Raw genomic sequence first — 25,091 nt, 5'->3', positions numbered from 1 at the left:
AACCTGATCGCGTGTTCCCGTTTTGTCCAGTCGTAATTCGCGAGCGACCCAAAAGCAAAGAGGCCCGGATCGCTCCGGGCCCCTCGCTGTTTCGTCGGCTCGATCAGGCTACTCGGTGAGCACCGGTTCGGCCTCGTCTTCCTTGGAAGCCTTGCCGGGCTTTTCCGGATTCGACTCGATCTCGAAGTCGATCTTGCTGTCCTTGAGCACGACCTTGACGTGGCCGCCGCGGACCAGGCGTCCGAACAGGATGTCGTCGGCCAGCGGCTTCTTGATGTGCTCCTGGATGACCCGCGCCAGGGGGCGCGCGCCGTAGAGCTCGTCGAAGCCGTTCTTGGCCAGCCAGTCGGCCGCGTCGTCGCTGAGCGAGATCGTCACGTTCCGGTCGGCCAGCTGGACCTCCATCTGCAGGACGAACTTCTGCACGACCATCCGGATGATTTCCGGCGTCAGCGGCTTGAAGGCCACCACCGCGTCGAGGCGGTTGCGGAACTCCGGCGTGAACAGGCGCTTGAGCGCGGCCTCTTCCTCGCCCTGCACCTTGTCGCGGCCGAAGCCGATCGCCTGGCGCTGGGCGTCCGAAGCCCCGGCGTTGGTGGTCATGATCAGGATGACGTTCCTGAAATCGACCTTCTTGCCGTTGCTGTCGGTCAGCACCCCGTGGTCCATGACCTGGAGCAGGATGTTGTAGACGTCCGCGTGGGCCTTCTCGATCTCGTCCAGCAGCACCACGGCGTGCGGGTGCTGGTCGACGGCGTCGGTCAGCTGGCCGCCCTGATCGTAGCCGACATAGCCGGGGGGAGCCCCGATCAGCCGGCTGACGGTGTGGCGCTCCATGTATTCCGACATGTCGAACCGGATCATCTCGATCCCGAGGGTCGAGGCCAGCTGCTTGGCGGCTTCGGTCTTGCCGACGCCAGTCGGGCCGCTGAACAGGTAGCTGCCGATCGGCTTGTCCGGGTCGCGCAGACCGGCCCGGGCCAGTTTCATGGCCGAGGACAGCTGGCTGAGCGCCTCGTCCTGACCGAACACGGCGCGCCTGAGGTCCGCTTCCAGCTCGCGCAGGGACTCGGTGTCGGACTTGCTGACCGACTTGGGCGGGATCCGGGCGATCTTGGCCACGACGGCCTCGATCTCCTTGACGCCCAGGACCTTCTTGCGGCGGCCTTCCGGCAGCAGCATCTGGCCCGCGCCCGCCTCGTCGATCACGTCGATCGCCTTGTCGGGCAGCTTGCGGTCGGTGATGTACTTGGCCGACAGCTCAACGGCGACCTTCAAGGCCTCGTTGGTGTACTTCAGCTTGTGGAAGTCCTCGTAGTAGCTCTTGAGCCCCTTGAGGATCTTGATGGTGTCTTCCACCGTCGGTTCGTTGACGTCGATCTTCTGGAAGCGGCGGACCAGGGCCCGATCCTTCTCGAAGTGCTGACGGAACTCCTTGTAGGTGGTCGAGCCCATGCACCGCAGGGTGCCCGAGGCCAAGGCCGGCTTCAGCAGGTTCGAGGCGTCCATGGCCCCGCCCGAGGTGGCGCCGGCGCCGATCACCGTGTGGATCTCGTCGATGAACAGCACGGCGTTCGGGTGGTTCTCGAGCTCCTTGACCACCTGCTTGACGCGTTCCTCGAAGTCGCCGCGATAGCGGGTGCCGGCCAGCAGCGCGCCCATGTCGAGCGAGTAGATGGTGGCCTCCGCCAGGACTTCGGGGACCTGGTGGGTGATGATCTTGCGGGCCAGGCCCTCGGCGATGGCGGTCTTGCCGACGCCGGGTTCGCCCACGAGCAGCGGGTTGTTCTTGGTGCGACGGCACAGGATCTGGATCGCGCGTTCCACTTCGTTCGCGCGGCCGATCAGCGGGTCGACCTTGCCCTGGCGGGCCTTCTCGTTGAGGTCGACGCAATAGGCTTCGAGGGCCTCGCCGCCGGTCTTGGCGTTGGGCTTCTCGACGTCTTCCTCGACCGCCGCGCCCTTGGCTTGCTTGGGCTCGGAGGCGCCCGCCTTCTTGGCGATGCCGTGGGCGATGAAGTTCACCGCGTCGTAGCGGGTCATGTCCTGCTCTTGCAGGAAGTAGGCGGCGTGGCTCTCGCGCTCGGAGAAGATCGCCACCAACACGTTGGCGCCGGTCACTTCTTCGCGACCGGACGATTGAACGTGGATCACCGCGCGCTGGATCACGCGCTGAAAGCCCGCCGTGGGCTTGGCGTCGTCTTCGTCGTCGACGACCAGCGAGGCCAGTTCGACGTCGAGATAGTTCACGAGGCTCTTCTTCAGAGCGTTGAGGTCGACATCGCAGGCGCGCATGACGCCGGCCGCGTCGTCGTCATCGGTGAGCGACAGCAGCAGGTGTTCAAGCGTGGCGTACTCGTGCTTGCGCTGATTGGCGTAAGCGACGGCGCGATGCAGGGATTCTTCAAGTGGGCGCGAAAAAGAGGGCAAGGGAGGCTCCTCAATCCTTTTCCATGGTGCACTGCAGGGGGTGCTGATGCCTGCGCGCCGAGTCGATCACTTGCGCGACCTTGGTCTCGGCAACTTCGTAGGTGAAAACGCCGCAAACGCCGACGCCATGTTGATGAACGTGCAACATGATCCGGGTCGCATCTTCGCGCGACTTGTTGAAGAAACGTTCAAGTACGTAAACGACAAACTCCATCGGAGTATAATCGTCATTCAAGATAAGTACGCGATAAAGCGAAGGCTTTTGTGTCTTCGGCTTCACTTCCGTGATCACCGAAGAGCCCGCGCCGTTGTTTTGTCCGCCTTGCTTTCGCTCGGCCATTGACCGCTGTCTCCCGGCGGGCCGAACCACCCGCCTTACATAGGATTAGATATGGAAACGCGGCAGCATTGGAAGGGGCTGCCGCGCGGCTGCGCCGCTTTAACACAGGGGCGCCGCGCAAAGTGGCTTCTCGCTTGGGATAGCGGCGACGCGAACAGTTGGTTGCCTGCCGCGAGGTGCGCAGATGGGGGCGGTTTTAGCCCGCCGCAAGGGGCGGGGAGGCCGACTCAGTGGAGCTCCGGGGTCCTCCCCCTGTGGGGGAGGTGTCGGCGAAGCCGACGGCGGGGGGAGTGATCGGCAGGTGATCACGGCCCGGATCGACGACCCTAAAACTCCCCCCACCGATCGCTGCGCGATCGCCTCCCCCACAGGGGGAGGGCCAGTTACCCCAGCTTCACCAGCATCTTGCCCAGGTTCTCGCCCTTGAAGAGCTTGATGAACGCGTCCGGCGCGCGCTCCACGCCTTCCTCGATCGTCTCGTTCCACTTGATCTGGCCCGAGCCGATCCAGCCGGCCATGTCCTGGATGAACTGCGGCGCCAGGTCGTAGTGGTTGGAGACGATGAAGCCTTCCAGCCGCAAGCTCTTGCCGACGATCTGGGCGATGTTCCACGGGCCGACCGGCTTTCCGGTCTCGTTATATTGCGAGATCATCCCGCACACGGCGAAGCGGGCGAAGGTGCGGGCCGAGTTGAGGGCGGCCTCCAGGTGCACGCCGCCGACGTTCTCGAAATAGACGTCGATGCCCTTGGGCGCGGCCTTTTCCAGTTCGGCGACCACGTCGGGGGTGGCCTTGTAGTCGATCACGTGGTCGACCCCGATGCTCTTGAGGAAGGCGACCTTCTCGGGCCCGCCGGCCGAGCCGATCACCGTGTGGCCCTTCAGCTTGGCGATCTGGCAGACCACCGAGCCCACGGCGCCGGCGGCGGCCGAGACGAACACCACGTCGCCCTCCTTCAGGGCGGCGATCCGCAGCAGGCCGACATAGGCGGTCAGGCCGGGCATGCCGGCCACGCCCAGGAAGGTCTGGGGCGGCAGGCCGTGGGTGTCGATCTTGGTCACCGCCCCCATGCCGCCGGCCGCCAGGGCCTTGGGCGAGACGTTGAACACCTCGCGCCAGCCGAACATGGTCGAGACGATGTCGCCCGGCTTGAAGTCCGGGTCGTTGGAGGCCGTGACCTCGCCGATCGCGCCGCCCTGCAGGGCCTTGCCCAGCTCGAACGGCGGCACATAGCTCTTCCGGTCGCTCATCCGGCCGCGCATGTAGGGATCGACCGACATCCACAGGTTCTTGACCTGGATCTCGCCGTCGCCGGGCGCGCCGACCTCGACGCTGGCCAGTTCGAAGTTCTCCCGGGTCGGAACGCCCACCGGACGGCTCTTCAGACGGATTTCGCGCGACGTGACCATGGTTGTTTCTCCCAGCCCTCGCGATCGAGGTGCGTTGTTTAAACGAACGTTTAGACTGGTCTTGGCCTCGCCTCCAGTCCTTCCCGCGACAAACCGAACACGATAGACAGCCGCCATGACCCAGGATGTTCTGAAAGCAGGCGTCATCGGCGCAGGCGTGTTCGGCGGCTATCACGCCAAGAAGTATGTCGAGCTGCCCGGAGTCGAGCTCGTCGCGGTGTTCGACGTCGATCTGGCGCGGGCCAAGGCCCTGGCCGAACCGCTGGGCGCGCGGGCCTTCGACGACCAGGCCGCCTTCCTGGCCGTCGTCGACGTGGTCACCGTCGCCACCCCCGCCGTGCACCACGCCAAGGCCGGTCTGGCGGCGCTGAAGGCCGGCAAGCCGGTCTATTCCGAAAAGCCCCTGGCCGTGACGCCGCAGGACGCCGACGCCCTGGTCGCCGCCGCCGCCAAGGCCGGCGTGCCGCTGGCCTGCGGCCACCAGGAGCGCGTGGTGTTCCAGGCCATGGGCCTGCTGGACATTCCCGAGCAGCCGCTGCGCCTGGAAGCCGTGCGCCGGGGCACGCCCTCGGACCGCAATCTCGACGTCTCGGTGGTGCTGGACCTGATGATCCACGACATCGACCTGGCCCTGGCGCTGTGCGACGGCGAGCCCGTGGCGGTGGAAGGCGAGGGGGCCATCACCCGCTCGACCTCGCTGGACTGGGTCAAGGCCGAGGCCACGTTCGACAACGGCTTCACCGCGGTGTTCGACAGCTCGCGCGTCGCCGAGGCCCGCGAGCGGACCATGAAGGTGGTCTACCCCTCCGGCGAGGTCGAGATCGACTTTCTGGCCCGCACCTTCCGCAACACCACGCCGTTCCCGCTGATCGAGGACTTCAACGACACCCCGGCCGGCAAGGACCCGCTGGGCCAGAGCGTGGCCGGCTTCCTGAAGGCCGTGCGCGGCGAGTCGCCGCGTCCGGTGGTGACCGGCGAGGAGGCCGCCCGGGCGCTGGACTTGGCGCTGGCCGTGGAGCAGGCGGCGGGGGGCGGCTGAGCTGACCAAACGATTGTCATCCCGGGCGTAGCGAAGCGAAGACCCGGGACCGACGCGTGAACTCAGCACTTCGGGTCGGTCCCGGACCTTCGGGCTGCGCCCTCGTCCGGGATGACAGCCTCAGGGGGATCGTCCCTACTTCGACTTCGGCGTCACCTTCACCAGCGCTACGTCATTGGCCCGCATGGTCACCGCCACGCTGACCGCGCCGGTCTTGCCGACGGTCAGCGACCACGTCTCGGGCCTGTCCACGGTCAGGGCGTTCAGGTCGCGCACCTGCTGCTCGGTCAGCGTCTTGGGCGAGCCCAGCTCCAGATAGGCCGTGTAGGCGTCGTTGGCCTTGAAGCCGGTGCGGAAGATCTGGACGTCGTAGCGGCCGGGCTTGAGGCCCTTCAGGTCCAGGCTGACGGGTTCGACGTCCGTGGTCGGCTGGACCTTGGTGTAGTAGGGCCGGTTGCTGACCGCCTGGACCGGCTGGCGGAAATCCCAGACCAGGGCCTGGACGCCGCCGCCGTCGGCGGTGGCCCAGGTCTGGGCGTCGGCGACCTTCACGGCCTTGTCGCCCAGCTGGTTCAGGTATTTGTAGGCGAACCAGGCCGGCTTGCGGATGCCCTGCGGGTTCATCAGGCCGAAGCCGCCCTCGAACGGCGCGGTCGGCGGACCGGGCTCCTCGAACAGATCGCTGTAGGTCCAGTAGCTCATGCCCTGCAGCAGGCCCTCGCTGGCCTTCAGCTTGGACAGGATGTAGGGCGCGCTGACATAGGAATCGTGCACCGGATCGCGCGGCGTGTAGCTGGTGCTCCATTCGGTGAAGTACAGCGGCAGGCCCGGCTTGAATGACGCCTGGATCTCCTGGCGCACCCGGCGCACGTCGCCGACGATGGCGTCTTGCGAGGGCGACAGCTTGGTGTCGCTCTTGCCCTGCTCGTCCAGGAACCCGCCGTCGACGCCGTAGGTGTGGGTGGTGATGAAGTCGACCGGCGCGCCCGAGGCCTGGACGTGGCTCAGGAACTCCGGCGTCCAGGCCGCGCCCGCCGTCGAGGGGCCGCCGACCTTCAGCGCGGGATCGATCGCCTTGATGGTCCGGGCTGACAGGTCGTAGAGCTCGAAATAGGCCTTCTGATCAGCCTTTTCCCAGAAGCCGTCGAGATTGGGCTCGTTCCAGACCTCGAAGTACCAGCTGCGCACCTCGGCCTGGCCGTAGCGCGCCTGGACGTGCCGCACGAAGGCGTCGACCAGGGCGGCCCACGGCTTGGGATCGGGATGGGAGGTGTTGCCCTTCCACCAGAAGATCGTCTGGTTCGAGGACTTCATCGCGTCCGGGGTGAAGCCCAGCTCGACGAACGGTCTGACGCCCATCTTCAGCAGCCGATCGTACAGCTGGTCGATCTTGGTCCAGTCATAGACTGGCTTGCCGTCGACGACGCGATAGGTCCCCAGCACGTCGTGGAAGATGGCGTGGAAGCGAACATAGCGGAAACCCAGCTCGTCGCGGGCGGTCTTCATCTGGGCCAGGCTGTCGTCACGCAGCAGGGTGCCTGGATAGTCCGAGCCGACCGACAGGTCGTAGAACCGGTCGCGGGGCGTGGTCGGGGCCTGGGCGTCGATGGCGATGTGGCGGACGGCCGGCTTGTCCCGCCCATCTTGAGGCGCGGCGGCGGCGGATCCCGCCAGCACCGCCGCCATGGCCGAGGACACGATCGCGGCGCGCAGGCCGGCCGCCAAGGGCCTGTTGGGGTTGGTCTTCATGGCGGCTGATCCCTTCCTCTGCATCCGATCCGTTCTCGTTGTCGGAACGGTGTCGCTGGGAGCGGTACCATTATTCGTATAATTGCGACAGCGATCTGGGCTGGGGGCAAACGGGGGTCTGATCGTGCGCGGCGACCGCCTTCACGCGAACCGTTCGCAATGAAACGAGCGCCGGTCGGCGCGTTTCCGGTAAAAACTCGGCGTCGAAGCCTTCCGTCACGCTTCCGCCTAGGCTAACCACGGCGCTCTATTCGGAAGGCGTACATCATGACCAAGAAACCCGACGGCACCTGGGACAAGTCGCGACTCCCGAGCCGGCATGTAACCGAAGGGCCGGCGCGCGCGCCGCACCGCTCGTATTACTACGCCATGGGTCTTGGCACGCGTGAGATCGCCCAGCCGTTCGTGGGTGTCGCTTCGTGCTGGAACGAGGCCGCGCCGTGCAACACCGCCCTGATGCGCCAGGCCAACGCCGTGGCCAAGGGCGTCAAGGCGGCCGGCGGCACGCCGCGCGAGTTCTGCACCATCACCGTGACCGACGGCATCGCCATGGGCCACGAGGGCATGCGCAGCTCGCTGGTCAGCCGCGACGTGATCGCCGACTCCGTCGAGCTGACCATGCGCGGCCACGGCTATGACGCCCTGGTCGGCGTCGCCGGCTGCGACAAGAGCCTGCCGGGCATGATGATGGCCATGCTGCGCCTGAACGTGCCGTCGGTGTTCCTGTACGGCGGCTCGATCCTGCCCGGCCGCTTCCGCGGCAAGGACATCACCGTGATGGACGTGTTCGAGGGCGTCGGCGCCCACGCGGCCGGAACCATGGACGCGGCGACCCTGTGCGAGCTGGAGCAGCACGCCTGTCCGTCGGACGGCGCCTGCGGCGGCCAGTTCACCGCCAACACCATGGCCTGCGTGTCGGAAGCCATCGGCCTGGCCCTGCCGCTGTCCTCGGCCCTGCCGGCCCCGTACCTGGACCGTGACCAGTACGCCGTCGCCTCGGGCGAGGCGGTGATGCGGCTGATCGAGCAGAACATCCGTCCGCGCGACATCTGCACCCGCAAGGCCTTCGAGAACGCCGCCGTCGTCGTCGCCGCCACCGGCGGCTCGACCAACGGCGCCCTGCACCTGCCGGCCATGGCCCACGAGTGCGGCATCGAGTTCACCCTCAAGGACGTGGCCGAGATCGCCGCCCGCACCCCCTACATCGCCGACCTCAAGCCCGGCGGCCGCTACGTGGCCAAGGACATGGGCGAGGCCGGCGGCGTGCCGATGCTGCTGCGCACCCTGCTGGACGCCGGTCTGCTGCATGGCGACTGCATGACCGTCACCGGCAAGACCCTGGCCGAGAACCTGGCCAACGTGGTCTGGCGCGAGGACCAGGATGTGATCCGCCCGGCCTCGAACCCGCTGTCGCCGACCGGCGGCGTCGTGGGGCTGTGGGGCTCGCTGGCCCCCGAGGGCGGCATCGTCAAGGTGGCCGGCCTCAAGCACCAGGTGCACCGCGGCCCGGCCCGGGTGTTCGACGGCGAGGCGGCCTGTTTCGAGGCGGTGTCGAACCGCGACTACAAGGAAGGCGACGTCCTGGTCATCCGCTACGAAGGCCCCAAGGGCGGGCCGGGCATGCGCGAGATGCTGTCGACCACGGCCGCCATCTACGGCCAGGGCGTGGAGAACATCGCCTTGATCACCGACGGCCGCTTCTCGGGCGCCACGCGCGGCCTGTGCATCGGCCACGTGGGTCCCGAAGCCGCCGTGGGCGGTCCGATCGCCCTGGTCCAGGACGGCGACATCATCAGCATCGACGCCACCAAGGGCACGATCGATCTGGAGGTCGAGGCCGACGAGCTGGCGCGCCGCAAGGCCGCTTGGAAGCCGCGCGGGCATGACTACAACAGCGGCGCGATCTGGAAGTTCGCCCAACTGGTTGGGCCGGCCTATCTGGGCGCGACGACGCATCCGGGCGCCGCGAAGGAGACCCACGTCTACGCGGACATCTGAAGGTGGACACAAAAGGAAAGGGCCGGGCGCATCGCCCGGCCCTTTTTCGTTGGGGTTTGTTGGGGCCCCTATTTCTTGATCTTCTTGAAGTCCTTGTAGAACAGGTCTTCGGGCGGGCGATCCTCGGGCGCCGGGGCGCGGAAGTCGTTGGGGCGCAGCAGGCCCTGGTCGAACATCGTGCGGCGGTGCTCCACCGCCGCGGCCGCGCGGGCCGAGGCGCCCAATCTGACCGGAACGATCACGCCCCGATCTCGATCAAGCCAGGCGGCGGCCTCGGAGGGGCTGACCACGCCGTCGCGATCGGTGTCGGCCGGCGTCAGCGCCAGGGGGCGCGTCGCGGCCAGAGCCGGAACGGCGCAGCAAACGGCGAGGGCGGCGGCGAGAACCAAGCGCATCGATCGAGACTCCCCAAGGCTTTCAGGCAAGCCGACAAGGCATTTGGCCGGTCAAACGCGCGCGCTGTCAAACCGGATCAGTCGTCCAGGTCGAACGGCAGCTCGTCCTGGTCGTTCCTGGGCGGGCGCGCGGCCTTGGAGACCGGCTTGTAGGTCTTTTCGGGGACCGGCGGCGGGTCGTCGTCCTGGTCGTCGTCCCACGGCGCCTCCATCGGATCGGCGGTGGTGTCGATCTCGTCGAACAGCGGGGCGGTGGCGGTCGGGCGGGCCCGCGGGGCGGCGCTGACCGCCTCCAGGGCCGGCGTGTAGGGCTTGGGCGCGGGGTCGGGCTCGGCTGCGGGCGGGCGGGACTGGATGGCCGGCTCCGGCTGGGCGGCCTTGGCCTTCGGGGCCAGCGGGCGGCGCACGATGGCGTCGGCGCGCAGCAGCCAGCGGTTGGCCTCCTGGATGGCGTCGGCGGGCGAGCGGCTCTCGCGGCGCTGCTGGTCGCCCTCGAGCCACAGGTCCAGTTCGAAATCGGGATGGCGCGGATCGTCGAAGATCAGCTTCAGGGTCACCTGGGCGGCCTGCTGGACGATCTGGTCGATGGCCCGCCGCGGCTCGCCCCGGAACACCCGGCCGATCACCTGGCCGTCGACCGCCAGCTCCGCGCCCATCAGCTCGTCGATGCGGTAGATCAGGCACCAGGCGCCGCTGTCCCAAGCCACGGCGGCCTGGTTGGTGGTGAAGTTGAAGCCCGCGCCCCGTCCGCGCCCCTTGGCGACGATCACGGTCTCGGGCGCGCCCTTGAGCACATGGCGCAGGGCGCGGCGCAGCCGGCGCTCCTCGTCCATGAACCAGATGGCGGCGCTGCCCACGAAGGTCACCGCGGACGCCGACAAGGTCACGAGCAGCAAAAGACGCCAGAGTTCGCTCATGGGATCAGGCTAGCGGGAGTCCGGGCGTCCGAATAGACGGGGTTTTGCTGAACGGCGTCAGAGGTTCAGCTCCGCCACGACCGGCACGTGGTCCGAAGGCTTTTCCTTGTCGCGCTCGTCGCGGTGGATGACGACCCCGGCCAGCTTGTCCGCCGCCTGGGGCGACAGCAGCAGGTGGTCGATGCGGATTCCCAGGTTCCGAGGCCACGCGCCGGCCTGGTAATCCCAGAAGGTGTAGCCGCCCGGCGCGCCGTCGGCCTGCATGTAGGCGTCGGTGAAGCCCAGGTTCTTCAGGGCCCGGAACGCACCCCGGCTCTCGGGCTGGAACAGGGCGTCGCCCAGCCAGGCCTCGGGATTGGCCACGTCCTCGACCTCGGGGATGACGTTGTAGTCGCCGGCGATGGCCAGCGGCTCCTCAAGGGCCAGCAGGCCCTGGGCGTGGGCGTGCAGGCGCTTCATCCAGGCCAGCTTGTAGGCGAACTTCTCGGTGCCGACCGGATTGCCGTTGGGCAGATAGATGCCGATCATCCGGAACGGCGTCGGCGCGGCGATCACCGCCTCGATATAGCGCGACTGCTCGTCGACCTCGTCGTCATGCAGCAAGGGCAGGCCCTTGCGCACGTCCTCCATCGGAAACTTCGAGAGCATGGCCACGCCGTTGTAGGTCTTCTGGCCGTGGACGGCGACGTTGTAGCCCAGGCGCTCGAAGGCCTCGGTCGGGAACTTCTCGTCGACGCACTTGATCTCCTGGAGCACGGCCACGTCGGGCGCGGCCGATTCGAACCACTCCAGGACTCTCTCCAGGCGAGCGTTGACGGAATTGACGTTCCAGGTGGCGATGCGCATTGACGGCTCCAGTCAGCGGCGGGAGGCTAGGGCGCATGGGGAGCACGCTCAAGCAGGGGTTCCAGATTTCGCGACGAAACCGGCGCCTGCTCCTGGTTCTGGCGACGATCACCTATGGCGTCCTGGCCGTGCCGGGCGCGATCGGCGCGATCTTCACGCCCCTGATGTTCGACGCGCCGGGCGCGCTGTACAATCCGGTGGCCTGGCTGGGCTTCGTGCTGGGCGCGGGGTTCTGGGTGGTCTGCCTGCTGGCCCCGCTGCTGGCCTGGATCCAATGGCGGCGCGGACGCGAGCCGATCGCCTGGGCGGCCATGGCCGCGCCCGTGGCGTGGGCCGCGGCGACGATCACGGTGCTGCAGTTCGTGCCGGGCTGACCTTGACCATTGGCCGCGTCAATCACGCCGATGTCGAACCGAGTTCTGGTGGGGGAAGGAGGCCGGCGTCGGCGAGTCTTAGGCGAAGCATTCGCGTCCATTCATTGCGTTCGTCTTTGAGCGTGTCCCAAAGCGGCCAGCAGGGCGCGGCCTCGATTTTGTGCAGAACGGTCCAGTTGAGTCCGAACGCGGTGTCGCCTTCGTGAGGGAGTAGGGACTTCAACGCCCGAACGTCGTCTTCGGACAAAGGAATGGCGAGGGCGTCAAGCCGCTTCTCGGCTGCGTACAATTGTTCGACGCTCAGACTATCCGCGAGGGTGTCGCCAATTTCCAGCAAACCCTTCACGGCGTCCTGAAGCACGGTAACCGAGTTCTAGATCGAGAAGCTGACGCCGCAGCCGCAGCTGGACTTGGCGTTGGGGTTGCGGACGCGGAACTCGGCGCCGGCCAGTTCGTCGACGAAATCGATCTCCGAACCCTTCAGCAGGGCCAGGGAGATCACGTCCACCAGGGCCGCGGCCCCGTCGCGCTCGACCCTCAGGTCGTCGGGCTCGGCGCTGTCGACCAGGTCGAACCGGTACTGGAATCCCGAGCAGCCGCCTCCGTCGACGGCGACGCGCAGCATCACCGGATGGCCCTCGGCCGCGGAGATCGTACGGAGCCGGCGGGCGGCGTTGGAAGAAAGCGTAACGGCTGTGTCGGTCATGGCTGTGGAAAACCCGTGCTTGGCCTATATGAGGGTGTCCGCGCCCCAGGGAAAGGGGGCGATCAGCAAAGGCCTTCCATGTCGTCGACTCCCTTCTTCGTCCAGCGCGCCCCCTATGCCGAGGATCCGGCCAAATCGCGGGGGCGCCGCTTCCAGGAAGACGAGAGCCGCACCCGCACCCCGTTCGCCCGCGACCGCGACCGCATCATCCACACCTCGGCCTTTCGCCGGCTGAAGGAAAAGACCCAGGTGTTCGTCGCCCACGAAGGCGACAACTTCCGCACCCGCCTGACCCATTCGCTGGAAGTGGCGCAAGTCGCGCGGTCGCTGGCGACCGCGTTGGGGCTGGACAGCGACCTGGCCGAGACCATCGCCCTGGGCCACGACATCGGCCACCCGCCGTTCGGCCACGCCGGCGAGGACGAGCTGCAGGCTTGCATGAAGGACTTCGGCGGCTTCGACCACAACGTCCAGACCTTCCGCGTCGTCACCGAGCTGGAGCGCCGCTATCCGGACTTCAACGGGCTGAACCTGACTTGGGAGACCCTGGAGGGGATCATCAAGCACAACGGCCCGGTGACCGAGAAGCTGGGCAAGCCGTCCTGGAGGGCGATCTCCAAGTACGACAGCGAATACAAGCTGGGCCTGAACACCTGGGCTTCGGCCGAGGCCCAGGTGGCGGCCCTGGCCGACGACATCGCCTACAACAACCATGACGTCGACGACGGGGTCGAGGCGGGGCTGTTCACCCTGGACGAGCTGATGGACGTGCCGCTGATCGGCCCGATCCTGGCCGCCGTGCGCAGCGAGCGGCCGGACCTCGATCTGCGCCTGACCCGGCTGGAGGCCGTGCGGCGGATGATCGGCGCCATGGTCGACGATGTTATGGGCGAGACCCTGCAGCGCGCCGCCGCCACCGGCGTCCAGTCGGCCGAGGATGTCCGCAACCTGGGCCACGCCCTGGTCGCCTTCTCGACGGACATGGCCGAGGACCTGGCCCGGCTGCGCCAGTTCCTGCACGCGCGGATGTATCGCCACTGGCGCGTCAATCGGACGCGCAGCCAGGCCCGCCGCATTCTGGCCGAGATGTTCGGCCTTTTCCTGGCCGAGCCCGACGTCCTGCCGACGGAATGGTTCGCCCGGTCGCAGAACCGCGACGAGGCCGGCCGCGCCCGCGTGGTCTGCGACTACATCGCGGGCATGACCGATCGTTTCGCCATCGAGGAGCATCGCAAGTTGTTCCAACTGGACGTGTGGAACTAACTCCCCCGTTCTGGGCGGTTCTGGGTAGGATCGGGCTTCGATAAACTGCGGTTGCGCGCGTATGATTCGCGGCCTGTGATCCGCGCGCCTGGAAGTCTGGAGCCTCGACGCGAATGTCCGATCCCCACCGCGGCGCCTACACGCCGCCCACCGATGCGCCGCTCTCGTTCGACGCGCGTCAGCCTGTTCGCGGCTCGCGGCCCCTGCCCATGACCCTGATCATCAGCGCCGTGGTGCTGGCGACCCTGGTGGTCGCGGTGCTGCTGATCTATCGCGGCGGCGTGCGCGGCCCCAACGAGCCGCCGCGCACGGTGGGCGAGCCCGTCGCCCAGATGAAGACCGCGCCGCCGGCCGGGACCGCCCAGCCCAGCGATCCGGCTGCCGGCCTGCAGATCTACAAGAACGAGACCCCCGAGGCCTCGCCGACCTTCGCCGCCAAGCCGGAAGAGCCGTTGGCCCGCCCGGCCGCGCCGCCGCCGACCGCGCCGGTCCAGACCGCGACCTTGCAACCGGCCAAGCCCGCGCCCACCGCCCCCGGCGCGCCGGTCTCGGCCGCCCCGGCGGCCAAGCCCGCCGCCAAGCCGCAAACGATTGAAGGCCTGGCCACCGCCGCCGTGTCGCCCAAGGCCGCGGCCCCGGTCGCGGCCAAGCCCGCCGCCGCGCCGGCCGCCGTCGCCTCCGCCGGCGGCCCGGCCAGCGTGCAGATCGGCGCCCTGTCCTCGACCGCCCTGGCCGACAAGGCCTGGAACGACGCCGCCCGCATCGCGCCGGGCATGGCCGCGGGCAAGGGCAAGCGGGTCGAGGCGATCGACAAGAACGGCGCCACGCTCTACCGCACCGCCGTGACCGGCTTCGCCAGCCGCGCCGAGGCCAAGGCGTTCTGCGACGCCCTGACCGCCGCCGGCAAATCCTGCTTCGTGAAATAGGGAGCAGGGCGCTTGGCCATTTCCGCCGCTATCCTCGGCTGCGCCGGGACCACCCTGACGGCGGAAGAGGCCGCTTTCTTCCGGGACGTGAAGCCGTGGGGCTTCATCCTGTTCAAGCGCAACATCGCCGATCCGAACCAGGTCCGGGCCCTGACGGCGGCGTTGCGCGAGACGGTCGGCCGGGCCGACGCTCCGATCCTGATCGACCAGGAGGGCGGCCGCGTCGCCCGGCTCGGCGAACCCCACTGGAAGAAGTACCCGCCCGGCCGCGCCTATGGCGAGCTGGTGGCCAACGACCCGCTGGTCGCCCGCGAGATCACCCGCCTGGGCGCTCGCCTGATCGCCCATGACCTGCTGTCGCTGGGGATCAATGTCGACTGCGTGCCGGTGCTGGACGTGCCGGACCCGCGGGGCCACGAGATCATCGGCGATCGCGCCTATGGCGACACCCCCGAACAGGTGGCCACCCTGGGCCGCGCGGCGGCCGAGGGCCTGCTGGCCGGCGGCGTCCTGCCGATCATCAAGCACATCCCCGGCCACGGCCGCGCCATGGCCGACAGCCACCTGGAGCTGCCGGTCGTGAAGGCCAAGCTGGCCGAGCTGGACGCCCGCGACTTCGCGCCGTTCCGCGTGCTGTCGGACATGCCGATGGCGATGACGGCGCACGTCGTCTACACGGCCATCGACCGCAATCGGCCGGCCACGACCTCGCGCAAGGCGATCAAAAAGGTCATTCGAGAGTCCATCGGCTTCGACGGACTTCTGATGAGCGACGACCTGTCGATGAAGGCGCTGTCGGGCGACTTCAAGCAGCGCGCCAAGGACAGCCTGGCCGCCGGCTGCGACGTGGTCCTGCACTGCAACGGCGACATGGCCGAGATGAAGGCCGTGATGTCGGGCGTCGGCAAGCTGTCGCGCGAGGCCCGTCGCCGGGTGCAGGCGGTCATGGGCCGCCTGGTCAAGGTTCCCGAACCCCTGGACGTGGCCGAGGCCCGCGCCCGCTTCGACGCGGCCTTCGACGGACGTTTTGCGTGAGCACGGGCTTCCAGCCCACGCTCGACTTCGAGGCGGCCAACGAGGCGGCCGAGGACGGCGCCGCGCTGGTCATCGACATCGACGGCTACGAAGGCCCGCTGCACGTGCTGCTGGCCCTGGCGCGCAGCCAGAAGGTCGACCTGCTGCAGCTGTCGATCACCAAGCTGGCCGAGCAGTACCTGGCCTTCGTGCAGCAGGCCCGCCGGGTGCGCTTCTCGCTGGCCGCCGACTACCTGGTGATGGCCGCCTGGCTGGCCTATCTGAAGTCGCGCCTTCTGCTGCCCAAGCCCGAACGTCCCAAGGCCGAGGAGCCGCCGGCCGAGGAGATGGCCGCCCAGCTGGCCTTCCGCCTGGCCAAGCTGGACGTGATGCGCAAGGCCGTCGAGGCCCTGAAGGAACAGCCGACCCTCAAGCGCGACGTCTTCATGCGCGGCGACCCCGAGGCGGTGAAGATCGTCTCCTCGACCCGCTTCGAGGGCGACCTCTACGCCCTGATGACCGCCTACATCACCCAGCGAAAGCGCGAGCACGGCCGCCACTACGCCCCGCGTCCGCCCCAGGCCTATCCGCTGGAGGACGCCCGTGACCGCCTGCGCGACCTGCTGCCCGAGATGAAGGACTGGACGACCCTGTCGGGCGTCATCCCGGTCGACCGCTGGGAGGAGGACCCCGACGGTCCCAGCCCCGCCAGCTACCTGGCCTCGACCCTGTCGGCCAGCCTGGAGCTGGTGAAGGAGGGGATCCTGGAGGCGCGGCAGATGGAGGCGTTCTCGGACATCTATCTGCGCGCTAGGGCCGAGCCGTTGGAGCCGATCGCATGAGCCGCACGATCCAGTCCCTCCCCCTGTGGGGGAGGCGGCCCGAACGGGCCGGAGGGGGGAGTGATCCCACCTCGGCCGTATCCCCCCACCGATCGCTGCGCGATCGCCTCCCCCACAGGGGGAGGGCCGGATGACGCTGGACCCACTCTTCACCGAACGCTGCATCGAGGCCCTGCTGTTCGCGGCGGCCGAGCCGTTGAGCGTCGAGGACCTGGCCAAGCGTCTGCCCGAGGGGGCGGACATCGGCGCGGGCCTGGCCGACCTGCACGCCCGCCATGCCGGACGCGGCGTCGAGCTGGTGCAGGTGGCCGGCCGTTGGCGGTTCCAGACCGCCGCCGACCTGGCCTTCCTGATGACCGAGGAGCGCGAGGAGCCGCGACGCCTGTCCAAGGCCGCCCAGGAGACCCTGGCCATCATCGCCTATCACCAGCCGGTGACCCGGGCCGAGATCGAGGCCGTGCGCGGCGTGCAGGCCAGCCGGGGCACGCTGGACGTGCTGCTGGAGCTGGGCCTGGTCAAGATGCGCGGCCGCCGCCGCACGCCCGGACGCCCCGTGACCTTCGGCACCACCGACGCCTTCCTCGAGCATTACGGCCTGGCGAACCTGGGCGACCTGCCGGGAATCGCCGAGATGCGCGCTGCCGGCCTGCTGGCCCTGGACCTGCCGCCGGGCTTTTCCGTGCCCGATCCGATGGGCCTGCGGGCAGGCGAGGACGAGGACCCGCTGGAGGACGGCGACGAGGCCCCGGAATTCGCTCAGGATTTCCTGGGAGAGGCCTAGGTCGCGGCAGCCGAAAGGGGTGCCGGTTTCGGCGCCCGCCACGCTCTAACTCTTTGAATTGGAGCCTTTTCGCTTCGAAAAGGCTTCGGAGCCGATAGACCCTTTACACATCGTCGCAGGCGGCGGCTTATCGTCCAGCGTCGCTTTGCCCCCCGCCTCGCGACCGCCTATATTGTCAGGGATATTGTAACGACACGCCGCAGGGGCTAATGGGCCGCTGTCGCAAGGAGCATCGTCGTCATGGGTGGTATGAGCTGGATTCACTGGGTGATCGTGATCGCGGTCGTGGCCCTGCTGTTCGGCGGGCGCGGCAAGCTGTCCGGCATCATGGGTGATGCGGCCAAGGGCATCAAAGCCTTCAAGGACGGCCTGAAGGACGACACCTCCGACGAGGTCTCGGCCAACAAGTCGACGGGCGCGCTGCCGCGCACCGAGGCCGAGAAGGAAGACCTGCGCAAGTCGTAGGAGATTCGCCGCGCCGCGCTCCCAGGGGAGGGCGGCCGCGGCCTTCGTTCACTTCGCGCGCCGGTCGCCGGCTCGCTCATTTTGTGTTCGTCGCGTTTTCTTCACGCGAACCGGTGTCCACTTCGCTCGAAAACGCTGTAAGGCGCGTCTATGCTCGGTTTTGATGTCGGCGGCACGGAACTCCTGGTCATCGCCGCGGTCGCCTTGATCGTGGTGGGGCCCAAGGACCTGCCCGTCCTGCTGCGAAAGCTCGGTCAGTTCGTCGGCAAGATCCGCGGCATGGCCAATGAATTCCGCGCCAGCTTCGACGAGATGGCCCGCCAGTCGGAGCTCGACGAGCTGCGCAAGGAAGTCCAGGCGATGCGCGAGGGGCGGTACACCGACCCGATGCACGACGCCGCGGCCCAGGCCGGCAGGGCCGACCACGTCGACCAGGTGTTCGCCGACATCGACGCCAGCCTCAACAGCGGCGCGGTCAAGGTCTCGCCGCACGACGCCTATCAGTCGCTGACCTCGACGATCGAAGCCCCGGCGCCGACGGTCGAGATCGTCGCCAAGGCGGCCCGCAAGCCCCGGGCGGCCGCCAAGCCCAAGACCGAGATCGTCTCCAAGCCCAAGGCTAAGCCCGCCAAGGGCGACCTGTCGGTTCCGACCAAGCCGGCCCGCAAGCGCGTCGCCAAGGGCCCCGGCTCGGGCAATGACGCGACCAATTCGGACATCACCTCGTGACCAACGCCATCGGACACGATCCGGAAGACGAGATCGAAGCCTCGCGCGCGCCGCTGATGGACCACCTGATCGAGCTGCGCATGCGGCTGATCATCTGCGTGGCGGCCCTGTTCATCGGCTTCGGCGTCTGTTTCGCCTTCGCCGACCAGATCTTCCTGTTCCTGGTCACGCCGTTCACGGTGGCCCAGAAGCTGCTGGCCGCCCAGCACGCCGGCGGCCATCACGGCCCGTTCGATCTGCTGCTGGCCCTGCTGGGCCTGAAGGACATCCCGCAGACCGACACCAAGGCCCTGGGCCTGGTCTACACCGCCGCCCTGGAGTTCTTCTTCACCAAGCTGAAGCTGGCCGGGTTCGGGGCGGTGGTCCTGACCTTCCCGGTGCTGGCCTGGCAGCTCTACCGCTTCGTCGCGCCGGGCCTCTACAAGAACGAGCGCCACGCCTTCCTGCCGTTCCTGATCGCCTCGCCGGTGATGTTCATCCTGGGCGCGGCCCTGGTCTATTACGTGATGCTGCCGTTCGTGCTGTGGTTTTCGCTGAGCCAGCAGATCAGCACCGCCGGCATCTCGATCCAGCTGCTGCCCAAGGTCAGCGACTACCTGACCCTGGTGACCACCCTGCTGTTGGCGTTCGGCCTGTGCTTCCAGCTGCCGGTGGTGGTTTCGCTGCTGGGCATGGCGGGCATCGTCTCCAGCAAGCTGCTGCGCGACGGCCGCCGTTACGCCATCGTCGGCGTGTTCATCGCCGCGGCCATCCTGACCCCGCCCGACCCGATCAGCCAGATGACCCTGGCGATCCCGATGTGCCTGCTCTACGAGATCGCGATCTGGTGCGTGTGGCTGATCGAGCGCCGCAAGGCCAAGGACGAGCGCGAGCAGAACAAGGACGTGGTCGCGGTCTAGTCTGTCCCTTCCTTCTCCCCTTGCGGGAGAAGGTGGCGCGCAGCGCCGGATGAGGGGTCTCTCAAAAGCAAAAGCCGCGTCCGGTCTTGCGACTGGCCGCGGCTTTTTTGGTCTTCAACCCTCACCCGACCCCGCGTTGCGGGGCCACCCTCTCCCCCAAGGGGAGAGGGGATGTGACTGGCTTAGGCGTCTTGACGGTTCGAGACGGTCGCGGCCTGCAGCTGGGCCTTGGCCGAGCGGACCGTGCCGCCGACGCAGGCGCGGATGTCGGCGCGGCTGCCCGAGCTGTTGGCGGCCTTGCAGACGGCTTCGGCGGCCAGCTTGATGTCGGCGTTGATCTGGTCGGCCGACTTGCCCTTCAGCGAGACGCGGATGACGGTCACGGCTTCGCTGCGCACGGCGGTCTTGACGGTGCGGGTCTGGATGACGCCGTTCAGCTGGCGCTGGGCGTCGCCGATCGTGGAGATCACGCACGCGTTCGAGACGACGGCCTTGCGGTCGGTGCAGACGGTCTGGGCGGCGGCGCGGATTTCGGCGTCGATCTGGGCGGTCGACTTGCCGGCCAGCGAGATGCGGACCAGTTGAGCGGCGCTGGCGGGAACGGCGACGGCCGACACGGCGGCGACAGCGGCCAGAATAGCGAACTTCTTCATGGGGAGGCTCCAGGATTTCTAAAAACAAACACGGTTCACTGAATTGCCGCGCTGTTTTTCATCTTGGGATTAAGGGCAAGTGCAGGAACGGGATTAACCGTCGTTATCCATGCTCTTATAGCCGCGACATCTCGCCGCGCCATAGAATGACTTGCCGAATATCTTTCACTCAAAATCTATGCCTGCGCAAGAGGGCGTCGCCGAACGCCGGAACCTGGGCGACGCGGTCGCGCGAGAGCGCCGGACAGTCGCCAAACGGCCGATGCGCGGCCAATGGTCGGCCAGGGCCTCCCGAAAAGGTTGGCGCCTCCGCCGACGCGCCTTAGAGAGGTCCGTTCTTAACGACTTCTCCGCCGAGCGTTCCGATGCACGACATCAAGGCCATCCGCGACAATCCCGAAGCCTTCGAAGCCGCCTGGTCGGCCAAGGGCCGTTCGGGCGCGGCCGCCGAGGCGGTCAAGCTGGACGCCCAGCTGCGCGCGGCCCAGACCGCCCTGCAGGACGCCCAGGCCAAGCGCAACGAGTGCTCCAAGCTGATCGGCCAGGCCAAGGCCAAGAAGGACGAGGCCGAGGCCGCGCGCCTGATGGCCGAGGTCGAGGCGCTGAAGGGCGTCATGACGACCGCCGGCGAGGAAGAGGCGATCGTCGCGGCCAAGCTGAAGGACCTGCTGGCCAGCCTGCCCAACATCCCCGCGCCCGAAGTGCCCAAGGGCGAGGACGAGGCGGGCAATGTCGAGGTCCGCCGCTGGGGCGACGCCTCCAAGCTGCCGGCGGGCCGCCTGAACAATCCCAAGGACCACGTCGACCTGGGCGCGGCCCTGGGCGGCATGGACTTCGAGGCCGCCGCCCGGATGAGTGGCGCGCGCTTCGTGGTGCTCAAGAGCCAGATCGCCCGGCTGGAGCGGGCCCTGGGCCAGTTCATGCTGGACCTGCAGACCGTGCAGCACGGCTACACCGAGATCAGCCCGCCGCTGCTGGTCAAGGACGAGGCGCTGTTCGGGACGGGGCAGCTGCCGAAGTTCGCCGAGGACCTGTTCAAGACAACGGTCGATCACTGGCTGATCCCCACCGCCGAGGTCTCGCTGACCAACATCGTGCGCGAGCAGATCACCGACGAGGCCGAGCTGCCGCTGCGGATGACCGCCCTGACCCCCAGCTTCCGCTCGGAAGCCGGGGCCAGCGGCCGCGACACCCGCGGCATGATCCGCCAGCACCAATTCTACAAGGTCGAGCTGGTCTCGATCACCACGCCCGACCAGAGCGAGGCCGAGCACGAGCGCATGGTCCAGTGCGCCGAGGCCGTGCTCAAGGCCCTGGAGCTGCCGTTCCGCACCATGCTGCTGTGCACCGGCGACATGGGCTTCGGCGCCAGGAAGACCTACGACCTGGAAGTCTGGCTGCCCTCGCAGAACACCTATCGCGAGATCAGCTCGTGCTCGAACTGCGGCGACTTCCAGGCCCGCCGCATGGACGCGCGCTTCAAGAAGACCGGCGAGAAGGGCACGCACTACGTCCACACCCTGAACGGCTCGGGCCTGGCCGTCGGCCGCACCCTGGTGGCCGTGCTGGAGAACTATCAGGACGAGACCGGGCGGATCACCGTCCCGACCGCGCTCGTGCCCTACATGGGCGGCGTGACGCACATCGGGGGCGACGCGTGACGGGCTTGGCTCCTCTTCTCCTCACCCGTGAAACGGGGGAGGGGGACCGCGTAGCGGTGGAGGGGGCGTCCCCGCTGCACCGAGGCGGCCTGACGCCCCCTCCGTCACGATGCGTATTCGCATCGCGCCACCTCCCCCGCGTTGCGGGTGAGGAGAAGTAGATGCGCATCCTCCTCACCAACGACGACGGCATCCACGCCCCCGGCCTCGAAAGCCTGGAGCGCATCGCCCGCGCGCTGTCGGACGACATCTGGATCGTGGCCCCGGAATACGAACAGTCGGGCGCCGGCCGGTCCCTGACCCTGTCGGACCCGATCCGCGTGCGCCGCGTCGACCCGCGCCGCTTCGCCATCGAGGGCACGCCCACCGACTGCGTGGCCATGGCCGTGCAGCAGCTGATCGAGGGACCCACGCCGGACCTGGTGCTGTCGGGCGTCAACCGCGGCCAGAACCTGGCCGAGGACGTCACCCTGTCGGGCACGGTGGCCGGCGCCATCGAGGGCATGGCCCTGGGGATCCCCTCGATCGCCCTGTCCCAGGCCATGACCTATTTCCACGACGAGGTGGTCGCCCACTGGGAGACCGCCGAGCACTACGGGCCCGGCATCGTCCGCCGCCTGCTGGAGATCGGCTGGCCCAAGGACGTCATCATGAACGTCAACTTCCCGCCGCTTGCCCCTGAAAGCGTCACCGAGGTGGAAGTCACCCGCCAGGGCTTCCGCGACTCGCACATGCGGAGCATGGAAAAGCGGACCGACCTGCGCGGTCGCGACTACTATTGGACCGGCTTCGTGCTCAAGCCGTCCACGCCGGTGGAGGGAACCGATCTGAAGGCCGTCTACGAAGGACGCATCTCGGTCACGCCGCTGCATATCGACCTGACGCACAACCAGACCGTCGCGGCCATGAAGGGCGTGCTCGGCGGCTCGCCCCCCCGTTTCGAGCGATCTGGGCCGGAGCCGCTGAAGACGGAAGCGGGCGCGTGATGGCCCACGCCAAGAGCGACACGCCCGAGGCCCGCCTGAAGGCGCTGATGGCCGCCCTGCGCGCCCAGGGCGTCACCGACCCGGCCGTGCTCGGCGCCATCGAGAAGACCCCGCGCGACCTGTTCACGCCCGACCTGTTCAAGGAACGGTCCTGGGAGGACTCGGCCCTGCCGATCGCCTGCGGCCAGACGATCAGCCAGCCGTTCATCGTCGGCCTGATGACCCAGGCCCTGACCCTGGAGCCGCGCTGCCGGGTGCTGGAGATCGGCACCGGCTCGGGCTACCAGACCGCCGTCCTCAGCCGGGTGTCGCGGCTGGTCTATACGATCGAGCGCTACCGGACCCTGATGAAGGAGGCCGAGGCCCGCTTCGCCGTGCTGGGCCTGACCAACGTCATCACGAAATTTGGGGATGGATGGGAAGGCTGGCCCAAACAGGCGCCGTTCGACCGCATTCTGGTCACGGCCGCCGCGCAGGATGAGCCGGAAACTCTGCTTTCGCAGCTCAAGCCCCAGGGCGTGCTCGTCGCGCCGGTGGGCAAGGGGCCCGTGCAGAGTCTTCGCCGCTATGCGGGCGACGGAAAGGGGGGCTTCACCGTTGAAGTCCTTTGCGACGTGCGTTTCGTCCCGATCCTGGACGGCGTCGCCCGCGAGTAGAGCGGGGCGGCGGCTTCGGGTTCCGGAAGCGACGCGAGATGTTTAATGGTTGGTTTACCCTTGCGACGGCGTCTGGAGCCTCGCGAGGCAAAGGAGAGGCTATGAGGCAGTTGTGGACGCGCGCGGCGGTGATCGCCCTGACGGCTGGAACCCTCGCGGCCTGCGAAAGCACGGGCGGCGCGCAATATCCGATCCGCGGCGAGGCCCCCACGCCGAACTTCCCGATCGTCCAGGCGCCGGTCGCCGACCAGCAGCCCGAGGGACCCTCGACCCCGCGGGCCGAGGAGCCGCCGCCCAACTTCTCCGTGCCCATCGGCGGAACCGGCGTCTCCAGCCAGCCCCTGGCGCCGGCGACCGCCGCCGAGCCTCCGCCTCCGCCTCCGCCGCCTCCGCCGCCTCCGGCGGCCGAATATCGCCCCGCGCCCGCGCCGCGCCCCGTGGTGGTGACCTCGGTCGGCGGCCCCGTCGTGACGATCGCCGGTCCGCCCAAGACCTATAAGGTCAAGGCCGGCGACAATATCGACGCCATCGCGCGCACGCTCGGCACCACCCGCGCCGAGCTGGCCAAGGACAACGACCTGAAGTCGCCGTACCGGATCCATCCCGGCCAGGTGCTCCAGGGCCCCGAGAGCAAGAACGCCAAGGCCTATGTCGTCCAGAGCGGCGACACGATGTTCGCCATCGCCAAGCGCTTCTCGGTCTCGGCCGCCGCCCTGGCCGAAGAGAACGACTTGAGCACGGGTTCGGCGATCAGGAAGGGCCAGAAGCTGCGCCTGCCGGACGGCTACAAGGACAAGGGTCCGAGCAAGACCACCGTGATGCAGGCGGTCGCCCAGACCCCGGCGACCAGCGCGCCGCCGATCGGCTCGACGTCCAGCCGCGCCCCGGCGCCGACGCCCGCGCGCGTCGTCGAGGAAGAGCCCGAGGCGCCCGCCGCCCGTCCGGTCACCACCACCACGGTCAGCGTCACCGGTCCGGTGGTCGAGGTCGCCGGCCCGCGCCGCACCTACACCGTCAAGTCGGGCGACGCGATTGACGCCATCGCCCGCGGCCTGGACACCACCCGCGCCGACCTGGTCGAGGACAACAAGCTCAAGGCGCCTTACACGATCCATCCCGGGCAGAAGCTGAAGGGCCCGGCGACCACGGCCAAGGCCTATGTCGCCAACAGCGGCGACACCCTGGCCAACATCGCCAAGCGCTTCAACGTCAAGCCGGCCGCCCTGGCCGAGGCGAACGGCATCAAGGTCTCGGCCACGATCAAGAAGGGCCAGAAGATCCGTCTGCCGTCCGGCTACAAGGACAAGGGCCCGCTGAAGACCACGGTGACGACCACGCCGGCCGCGCCGCGTCCCACGACCCCGCGCCCGACCACGCCGGAGCCCAGCTACAACCCTCCGGCCGCGAAGATGAGCCCCTCGGTGAGCCAGCCGCCGGTCACGCCGCGTCCCTTCTCGCCGCCGCCGACCCAGAACTATCCGCGCGCGCCCAGCGGTCCGGTCTCGGCCCAGCCGGCGACGCCGCCGCCCTCCGCCGGCCAGATCATCGCCGCCAGCCCGCCGCCGACCGAGGCCGAGATCACCGCCGCCGGCCGCGGCCGCTTCGTGTGGCCGCTGCAGGGCGAGACGATCTCCGACTTCGGTCCCAAGGGCACGGGTCAGCGCAACGACGGCGTCAACATCCGCGCGGCCGCCGGCACGCCGGTCCGCGCCGCCGCGGCGGGCGAGGTGGTCTATGCCGGCAACCAGGTGCCGGGCTTCGGCAATCTGGTGCTGGTCAAGCACGCCGACGGCTGGGTGACGGCCTACGCCCACCTGTCATCCACCGAAGTGAAGATGCGCCAGCAGGTCGCCCAAGGCGCCACCCTGGGCGCGGTCGGCCAGACCGGCGGCGTCACCGAGCCCCAGCTGCACTTCGAGGTACGCTACGCCCCGACCCCGAAGGACAAGGCGCGTCCGGTCGATCCGGGCCTGGTGCTGCCGAGGTAATATGAAGATCTTTCCCTCCCCCTTG

Annotated in this window: 26 protein-coding genes; 16 read left to right on the top strand and 10 right to left on the bottom strand. The window is 68.4% G+C overall.

What is annotated here, in order from left to right; translation table 11 throughout:
• Nucleotides 1-108 precede the first annotated feature (108 nt).
• From clpA to ASD38_RS14855, 3 genes are all read right to left on the bottom strand, one after another.
• A complete protein-coding gene (gene clpA / locus ASD38_RS14865) occupies nt 109-2,430 on the bottom strand; it encodes an ATP-dependent Clp protease ATP-binding subunit ClpA (RefSeq protein ID WP_056460987.1) in 2,322 nt (773 codons plus the stop codon).
• Between the two features lie 10 nt (nt 2,431-2,440).
• Nucleotides 2,441-2,770: an ATP-dependent Clp protease adapter ClpS gene (clpS, locus tag ASD38_RS14860; RefSeq protein ID WP_007672483.1), complete on the bottom strand. Its 330-nt coding sequence runs from the start codon at nt 2,768-2,770 to the stop codon at nt 2,441-2,443.
• Between the two features lie 383 nt (nt 2,771-3,153).
• The gene (locus ASD38_RS14855) at nt 3,154-4,179 is read right to left on the bottom strand and encodes an NADP-dependent oxidoreductase (protein WP_056444989.1); all 1,026 of its coding nucleotides are present in this window, start codon (nt 4,177-4,179) and stop codon (nt 3,154-3,156) included.
• Between the two features lie 115 nt (nt 4,180-4,294).
• On the opposite strand from ASD38_RS14855, the gene ASD38_RS14850 reads away from it, so the two are divergent.
• Nucleotides 4,295-5,218, top strand: a complete 924-nt coding sequence (locus tag ASD38_RS14850) for a Gfo/Idh/MocA family protein (protein WP_056460984.1) — start codon at nt 4,295-4,297, stop codon at nt 5,216-5,218.
• 135 nt (nt 5,219-5,353) lie between these two features.
• Here the strand turns inward: ASD38_RS14850 and ASD38_RS14845 are convergent, their stop codons facing one another.
• Complete coding sequence (locus tag ASD38_RS14845; RefSeq protein ID WP_056460981.1) at nt 5,354-6,967, bottom strand: GH39 family glycosyl hydrolase; 1,614 nt, start codon at nt 6,965-6,967, stop codon at nt 5,354-5,356.
• A 267-nt stretch (nt 6,968-7,234) separates the two neighbouring features.
• Here ASD38_RS14845 and ilvD point away from each other — a divergent pair, with 267 nt between their 5' ends.
• A complete protein-coding gene (gene ilvD, locus ASD38_RS14840; RefSeq protein WP_056460978.1) occupies nt 7,235-8,965 on the top strand; it encodes a dihydroxy-acid dehydratase in 1,731 nt (576 codons plus the stop codon).
• 68 nt (nt 8,966-9,033) lie between these two features.
• Here the strand turns inward: ilvD and ASD38_RS14835 are convergent, their stop codons facing one another.
• The 3 genes from ASD38_RS14835 to xth form a co-directional block, all read right to left on the bottom strand.
• On the bottom strand, nt 9,034-9,360 hold the full coding sequence (locus ASD38_RS14835; RefSeq protein ID WP_056444981.1) for a hypothetical protein: 327 nt from the start codon (nt 9,358-9,360) through the stop codon (nt 9,034-9,036).
• A gap of 77 nt (nt 9,361-9,437) precedes the next feature.
• Nucleotides 9,438-10,277, bottom strand: a complete 840-nt coding sequence (locus ASD38_RS14830) for a hypothetical protein (protein ID WP_056444980.1) — start codon at nt 10,275-10,277, stop codon at nt 9,438-9,440.
• A gap of 57 nt (nt 10,278-10,334) precedes the next feature.
• Nucleotides 10,335-11,123 carry an exodeoxyribonuclease III gene (xth, locus tag ASD38_RS14825; protein WP_056460975.1) on the bottom strand — a complete coding sequence of 263 codons (789 nt, stop codon included), beginning with the start codon at nt 11,121-11,123 and terminating at the stop codon, nt 10,335-10,337.
• Between the two features lie 35 nt (nt 11,124-11,158).
• Here xth and ASD38_RS14820 point away from each other — a divergent pair, with 35 nt between their 5' ends.
• Nucleotides 11,159-11,497 carry a hypothetical protein gene (locus ASD38_RS14820; RefSeq protein ID WP_156390709.1) on the top strand — a complete coding sequence of 113 codons (339 nt, stop codon included), beginning with the start codon at nt 11,159-11,161 and terminating at the stop codon, nt 11,495-11,497.
• Nucleotides 11,498-11,519: 22 nt separating this feature from the next.
• Here ASD38_RS14820 and ASD38_RS14815 read toward each other — a convergent pair whose 3' ends face one another.
• Together ASD38_RS14815 and erpA are read right to left on the bottom strand one after the other, a co-directional pair.
• On the bottom strand, nt 11,520-11,858 hold the full coding sequence (locus tag ASD38_RS14815) for a hypothetical protein (RefSeq protein ID WP_156390708.1): 339 nt from the start codon (nt 11,856-11,858) through the stop codon (nt 11,520-11,522).
• Between the two features lie 12 nt (nt 11,859-11,870).
• Nucleotides 11,871-12,203, bottom strand: a complete 333-nt coding sequence (gene erpA / locus ASD38_RS14810) for an iron-sulfur cluster insertion protein ErpA (protein WP_056444970.1) — start codon at nt 12,201-12,203, stop codon at nt 11,871-11,873.
• A 78-nt stretch (nt 12,204-12,281) separates the two neighbouring features.
• Between erpA and ASD38_RS14805 the strand changes: the two genes are divergently transcribed.
• From ASD38_RS14805 to tatC, 8 genes are all read left to right on the top strand, one after another.
• Nucleotides 12,282-13,466 (top strand): deoxyguanosinetriphosphate triphosphohydrolase, encoded by a 1,185-nt coding sequence (locus ASD38_RS14805; RefSeq protein WP_056444967.1) that lies wholly within the window; start codon nt 12,282-12,284, stop codon nt 13,464-13,466.
• Nucleotides 13,467-13,579: 113 nt separating this feature from the next.
• Nucleotides 13,580-14,392 carry a cell division protein FtsN gene (gene ftsN, locus ASD38_RS14800; RefSeq protein WP_056444964.1) on the top strand — a complete coding sequence of 271 codons (813 nt, stop codon included), beginning with the start codon at nt 13,580-13,582 and terminating at the stop codon, nt 14,390-14,392.
• A 12-nt stretch (nt 14,393-14,404) separates the two neighbouring features.
• A complete protein-coding gene (gene nagZ / locus ASD38_RS14795) occupies nt 14,405-15,427 on the top strand; it encodes a beta-N-acetylhexosaminidase (RefSeq protein ID WP_056460966.1) in 1,023 nt (340 codons plus the stop codon).
• Nucleotides 15,424-16,248, top strand: a complete 825-nt coding sequence (locus ASD38_RS14790) for a segregation and condensation protein A (protein WP_056444962.1) — start codon at nt 15,424-15,426, stop codon at nt 16,246-16,248. The genes nagZ and ASD38_RS14790 overlap by 4 nt, the downstream gene beginning before the upstream one ends.
• Before the next feature lie 130 nt (nt 16,249-16,378).
• The gene (gene scpB / locus ASD38_RS14785; protein WP_056444961.1) at nt 16,379-17,029 is read left to right on the top strand and encodes an SMC-Scp complex subunit ScpB; all 651 of its coding nucleotides are present in this window, start codon (nt 16,379-16,381) and stop codon (nt 17,027-17,029) included.
• A gap of 240 nt (nt 17,030-17,269) precedes the next feature.
• Complete coding sequence (locus ASD38_RS14780) at nt 17,270-17,494, top strand: twin-arginine translocase TatA/TatE family subunit (RefSeq protein ID WP_056444958.1); 225 nt, start codon at nt 17,270-17,272, stop codon at nt 17,492-17,494.
• Between the two features lie 150 nt (nt 17,495-17,644).
• Nucleotides 17,645-18,223 (top strand): Sec-independent protein translocase protein TatB, encoded by a 579-nt coding sequence (gene tatB, locus ASD38_RS14775; protein ID WP_056460963.1) that lies wholly within the window; start codon nt 17,645-17,647, stop codon nt 18,221-18,223.
• Nucleotides 18,220-19,122 (top strand): twin-arginine translocase subunit TatC, encoded by a 903-nt coding sequence (gene tatC / locus ASD38_RS14770; RefSeq protein ID WP_056444953.1) that lies wholly within the window; start codon nt 18,220-18,222, stop codon nt 19,120-19,122. The genes tatB and tatC overlap by 4 nt, the downstream gene beginning before the upstream one ends.
• A gap of 182 nt (nt 19,123-19,304) precedes the next feature.
• On the opposite strand, the gene ASD38_RS14765 is transcribed toward tatC, so the two are convergent.
• Nucleotides 19,305-19,775: a hypothetical protein gene (locus ASD38_RS14765; protein ID WP_056444950.1), complete on the bottom strand. Its 471-nt coding sequence runs from the start codon at nt 19,773-19,775 to the stop codon at nt 19,305-19,307.
• A gap of 365 nt (nt 19,776-20,140) precedes the next feature.
• Between ASD38_RS14765 and serS the strand changes: the two genes are divergently transcribed.
• The 5 genes from serS to dipM all read left to right on the top strand — a co-directional run bounded on the left by serS (nt 20,141) and on the right by dipM (nt 25,066).
• Nucleotides 20,141-21,436: a serine--tRNA ligase gene (gene serS, locus ASD38_RS14760; RefSeq protein ID WP_056460960.1), complete on the top strand. Its 1,296-nt coding sequence runs from the start codon at nt 20,141-20,143 to the stop codon at nt 21,434-21,436.
• 5 nt (nt 21,437-21,441) lie between these two features.
• Nucleotides 21,442-21,597 (top strand): hypothetical protein, encoded by a 156-nt coding sequence (locus ASD38_RS23960; protein WP_156390739.1) that lies wholly within the window; start codon nt 21,442-21,444, stop codon nt 21,595-21,597.
• Nucleotides 21,598-22,422 (top strand): 5'/3'-nucleotidase SurE, encoded by an 825-nt coding sequence (gene surE / locus ASD38_RS14755; RefSeq protein ID WP_056444943.1) that lies wholly within the window; start codon nt 21,598-21,600, stop codon nt 22,420-22,422. It abuts the gene before it with no gap.
• Nucleotides 22,422-23,078: a protein-L-isoaspartate(D-aspartate) O-methyltransferase gene (locus ASD38_RS14750; protein ID WP_056444940.1), complete on the top strand. Its 657-nt coding sequence runs from the start codon at nt 22,422-22,424 to the stop codon at nt 23,076-23,078. Before surE ends, ASD38_RS14750 begins: the two co-directional genes overlap by 1 nt.
• Nucleotides 23,079-23,179: 101 nt before the next feature.
• Nucleotides 23,180-25,066, top strand: coding sequence for a cell division endopeptidase DipM (dipM, locus tag ASD38_RS14745; RefSeq protein WP_056460958.1), 1,887 nt, complete (start codon nt 23,180-23,182; stop codon nt 25,064-25,066).
• Nucleotides 25,067-25,091 lie beyond the last annotated feature (25 nt).

Source organism: Caulobacter sp. Root487D2Y (assembly GCF_001427165.1).
Taxonomy (GTDB): domain Bacteria; phylum Pseudomonadota; class Alphaproteobacteria; order Caulobacterales; family Caulobacteraceae; genus Caulobacter.
The sequence above is the reverse complement of the archived record's forward strand: the minus strand, read 5'-3'. Positions and strand labels throughout refer to the sequence as shown.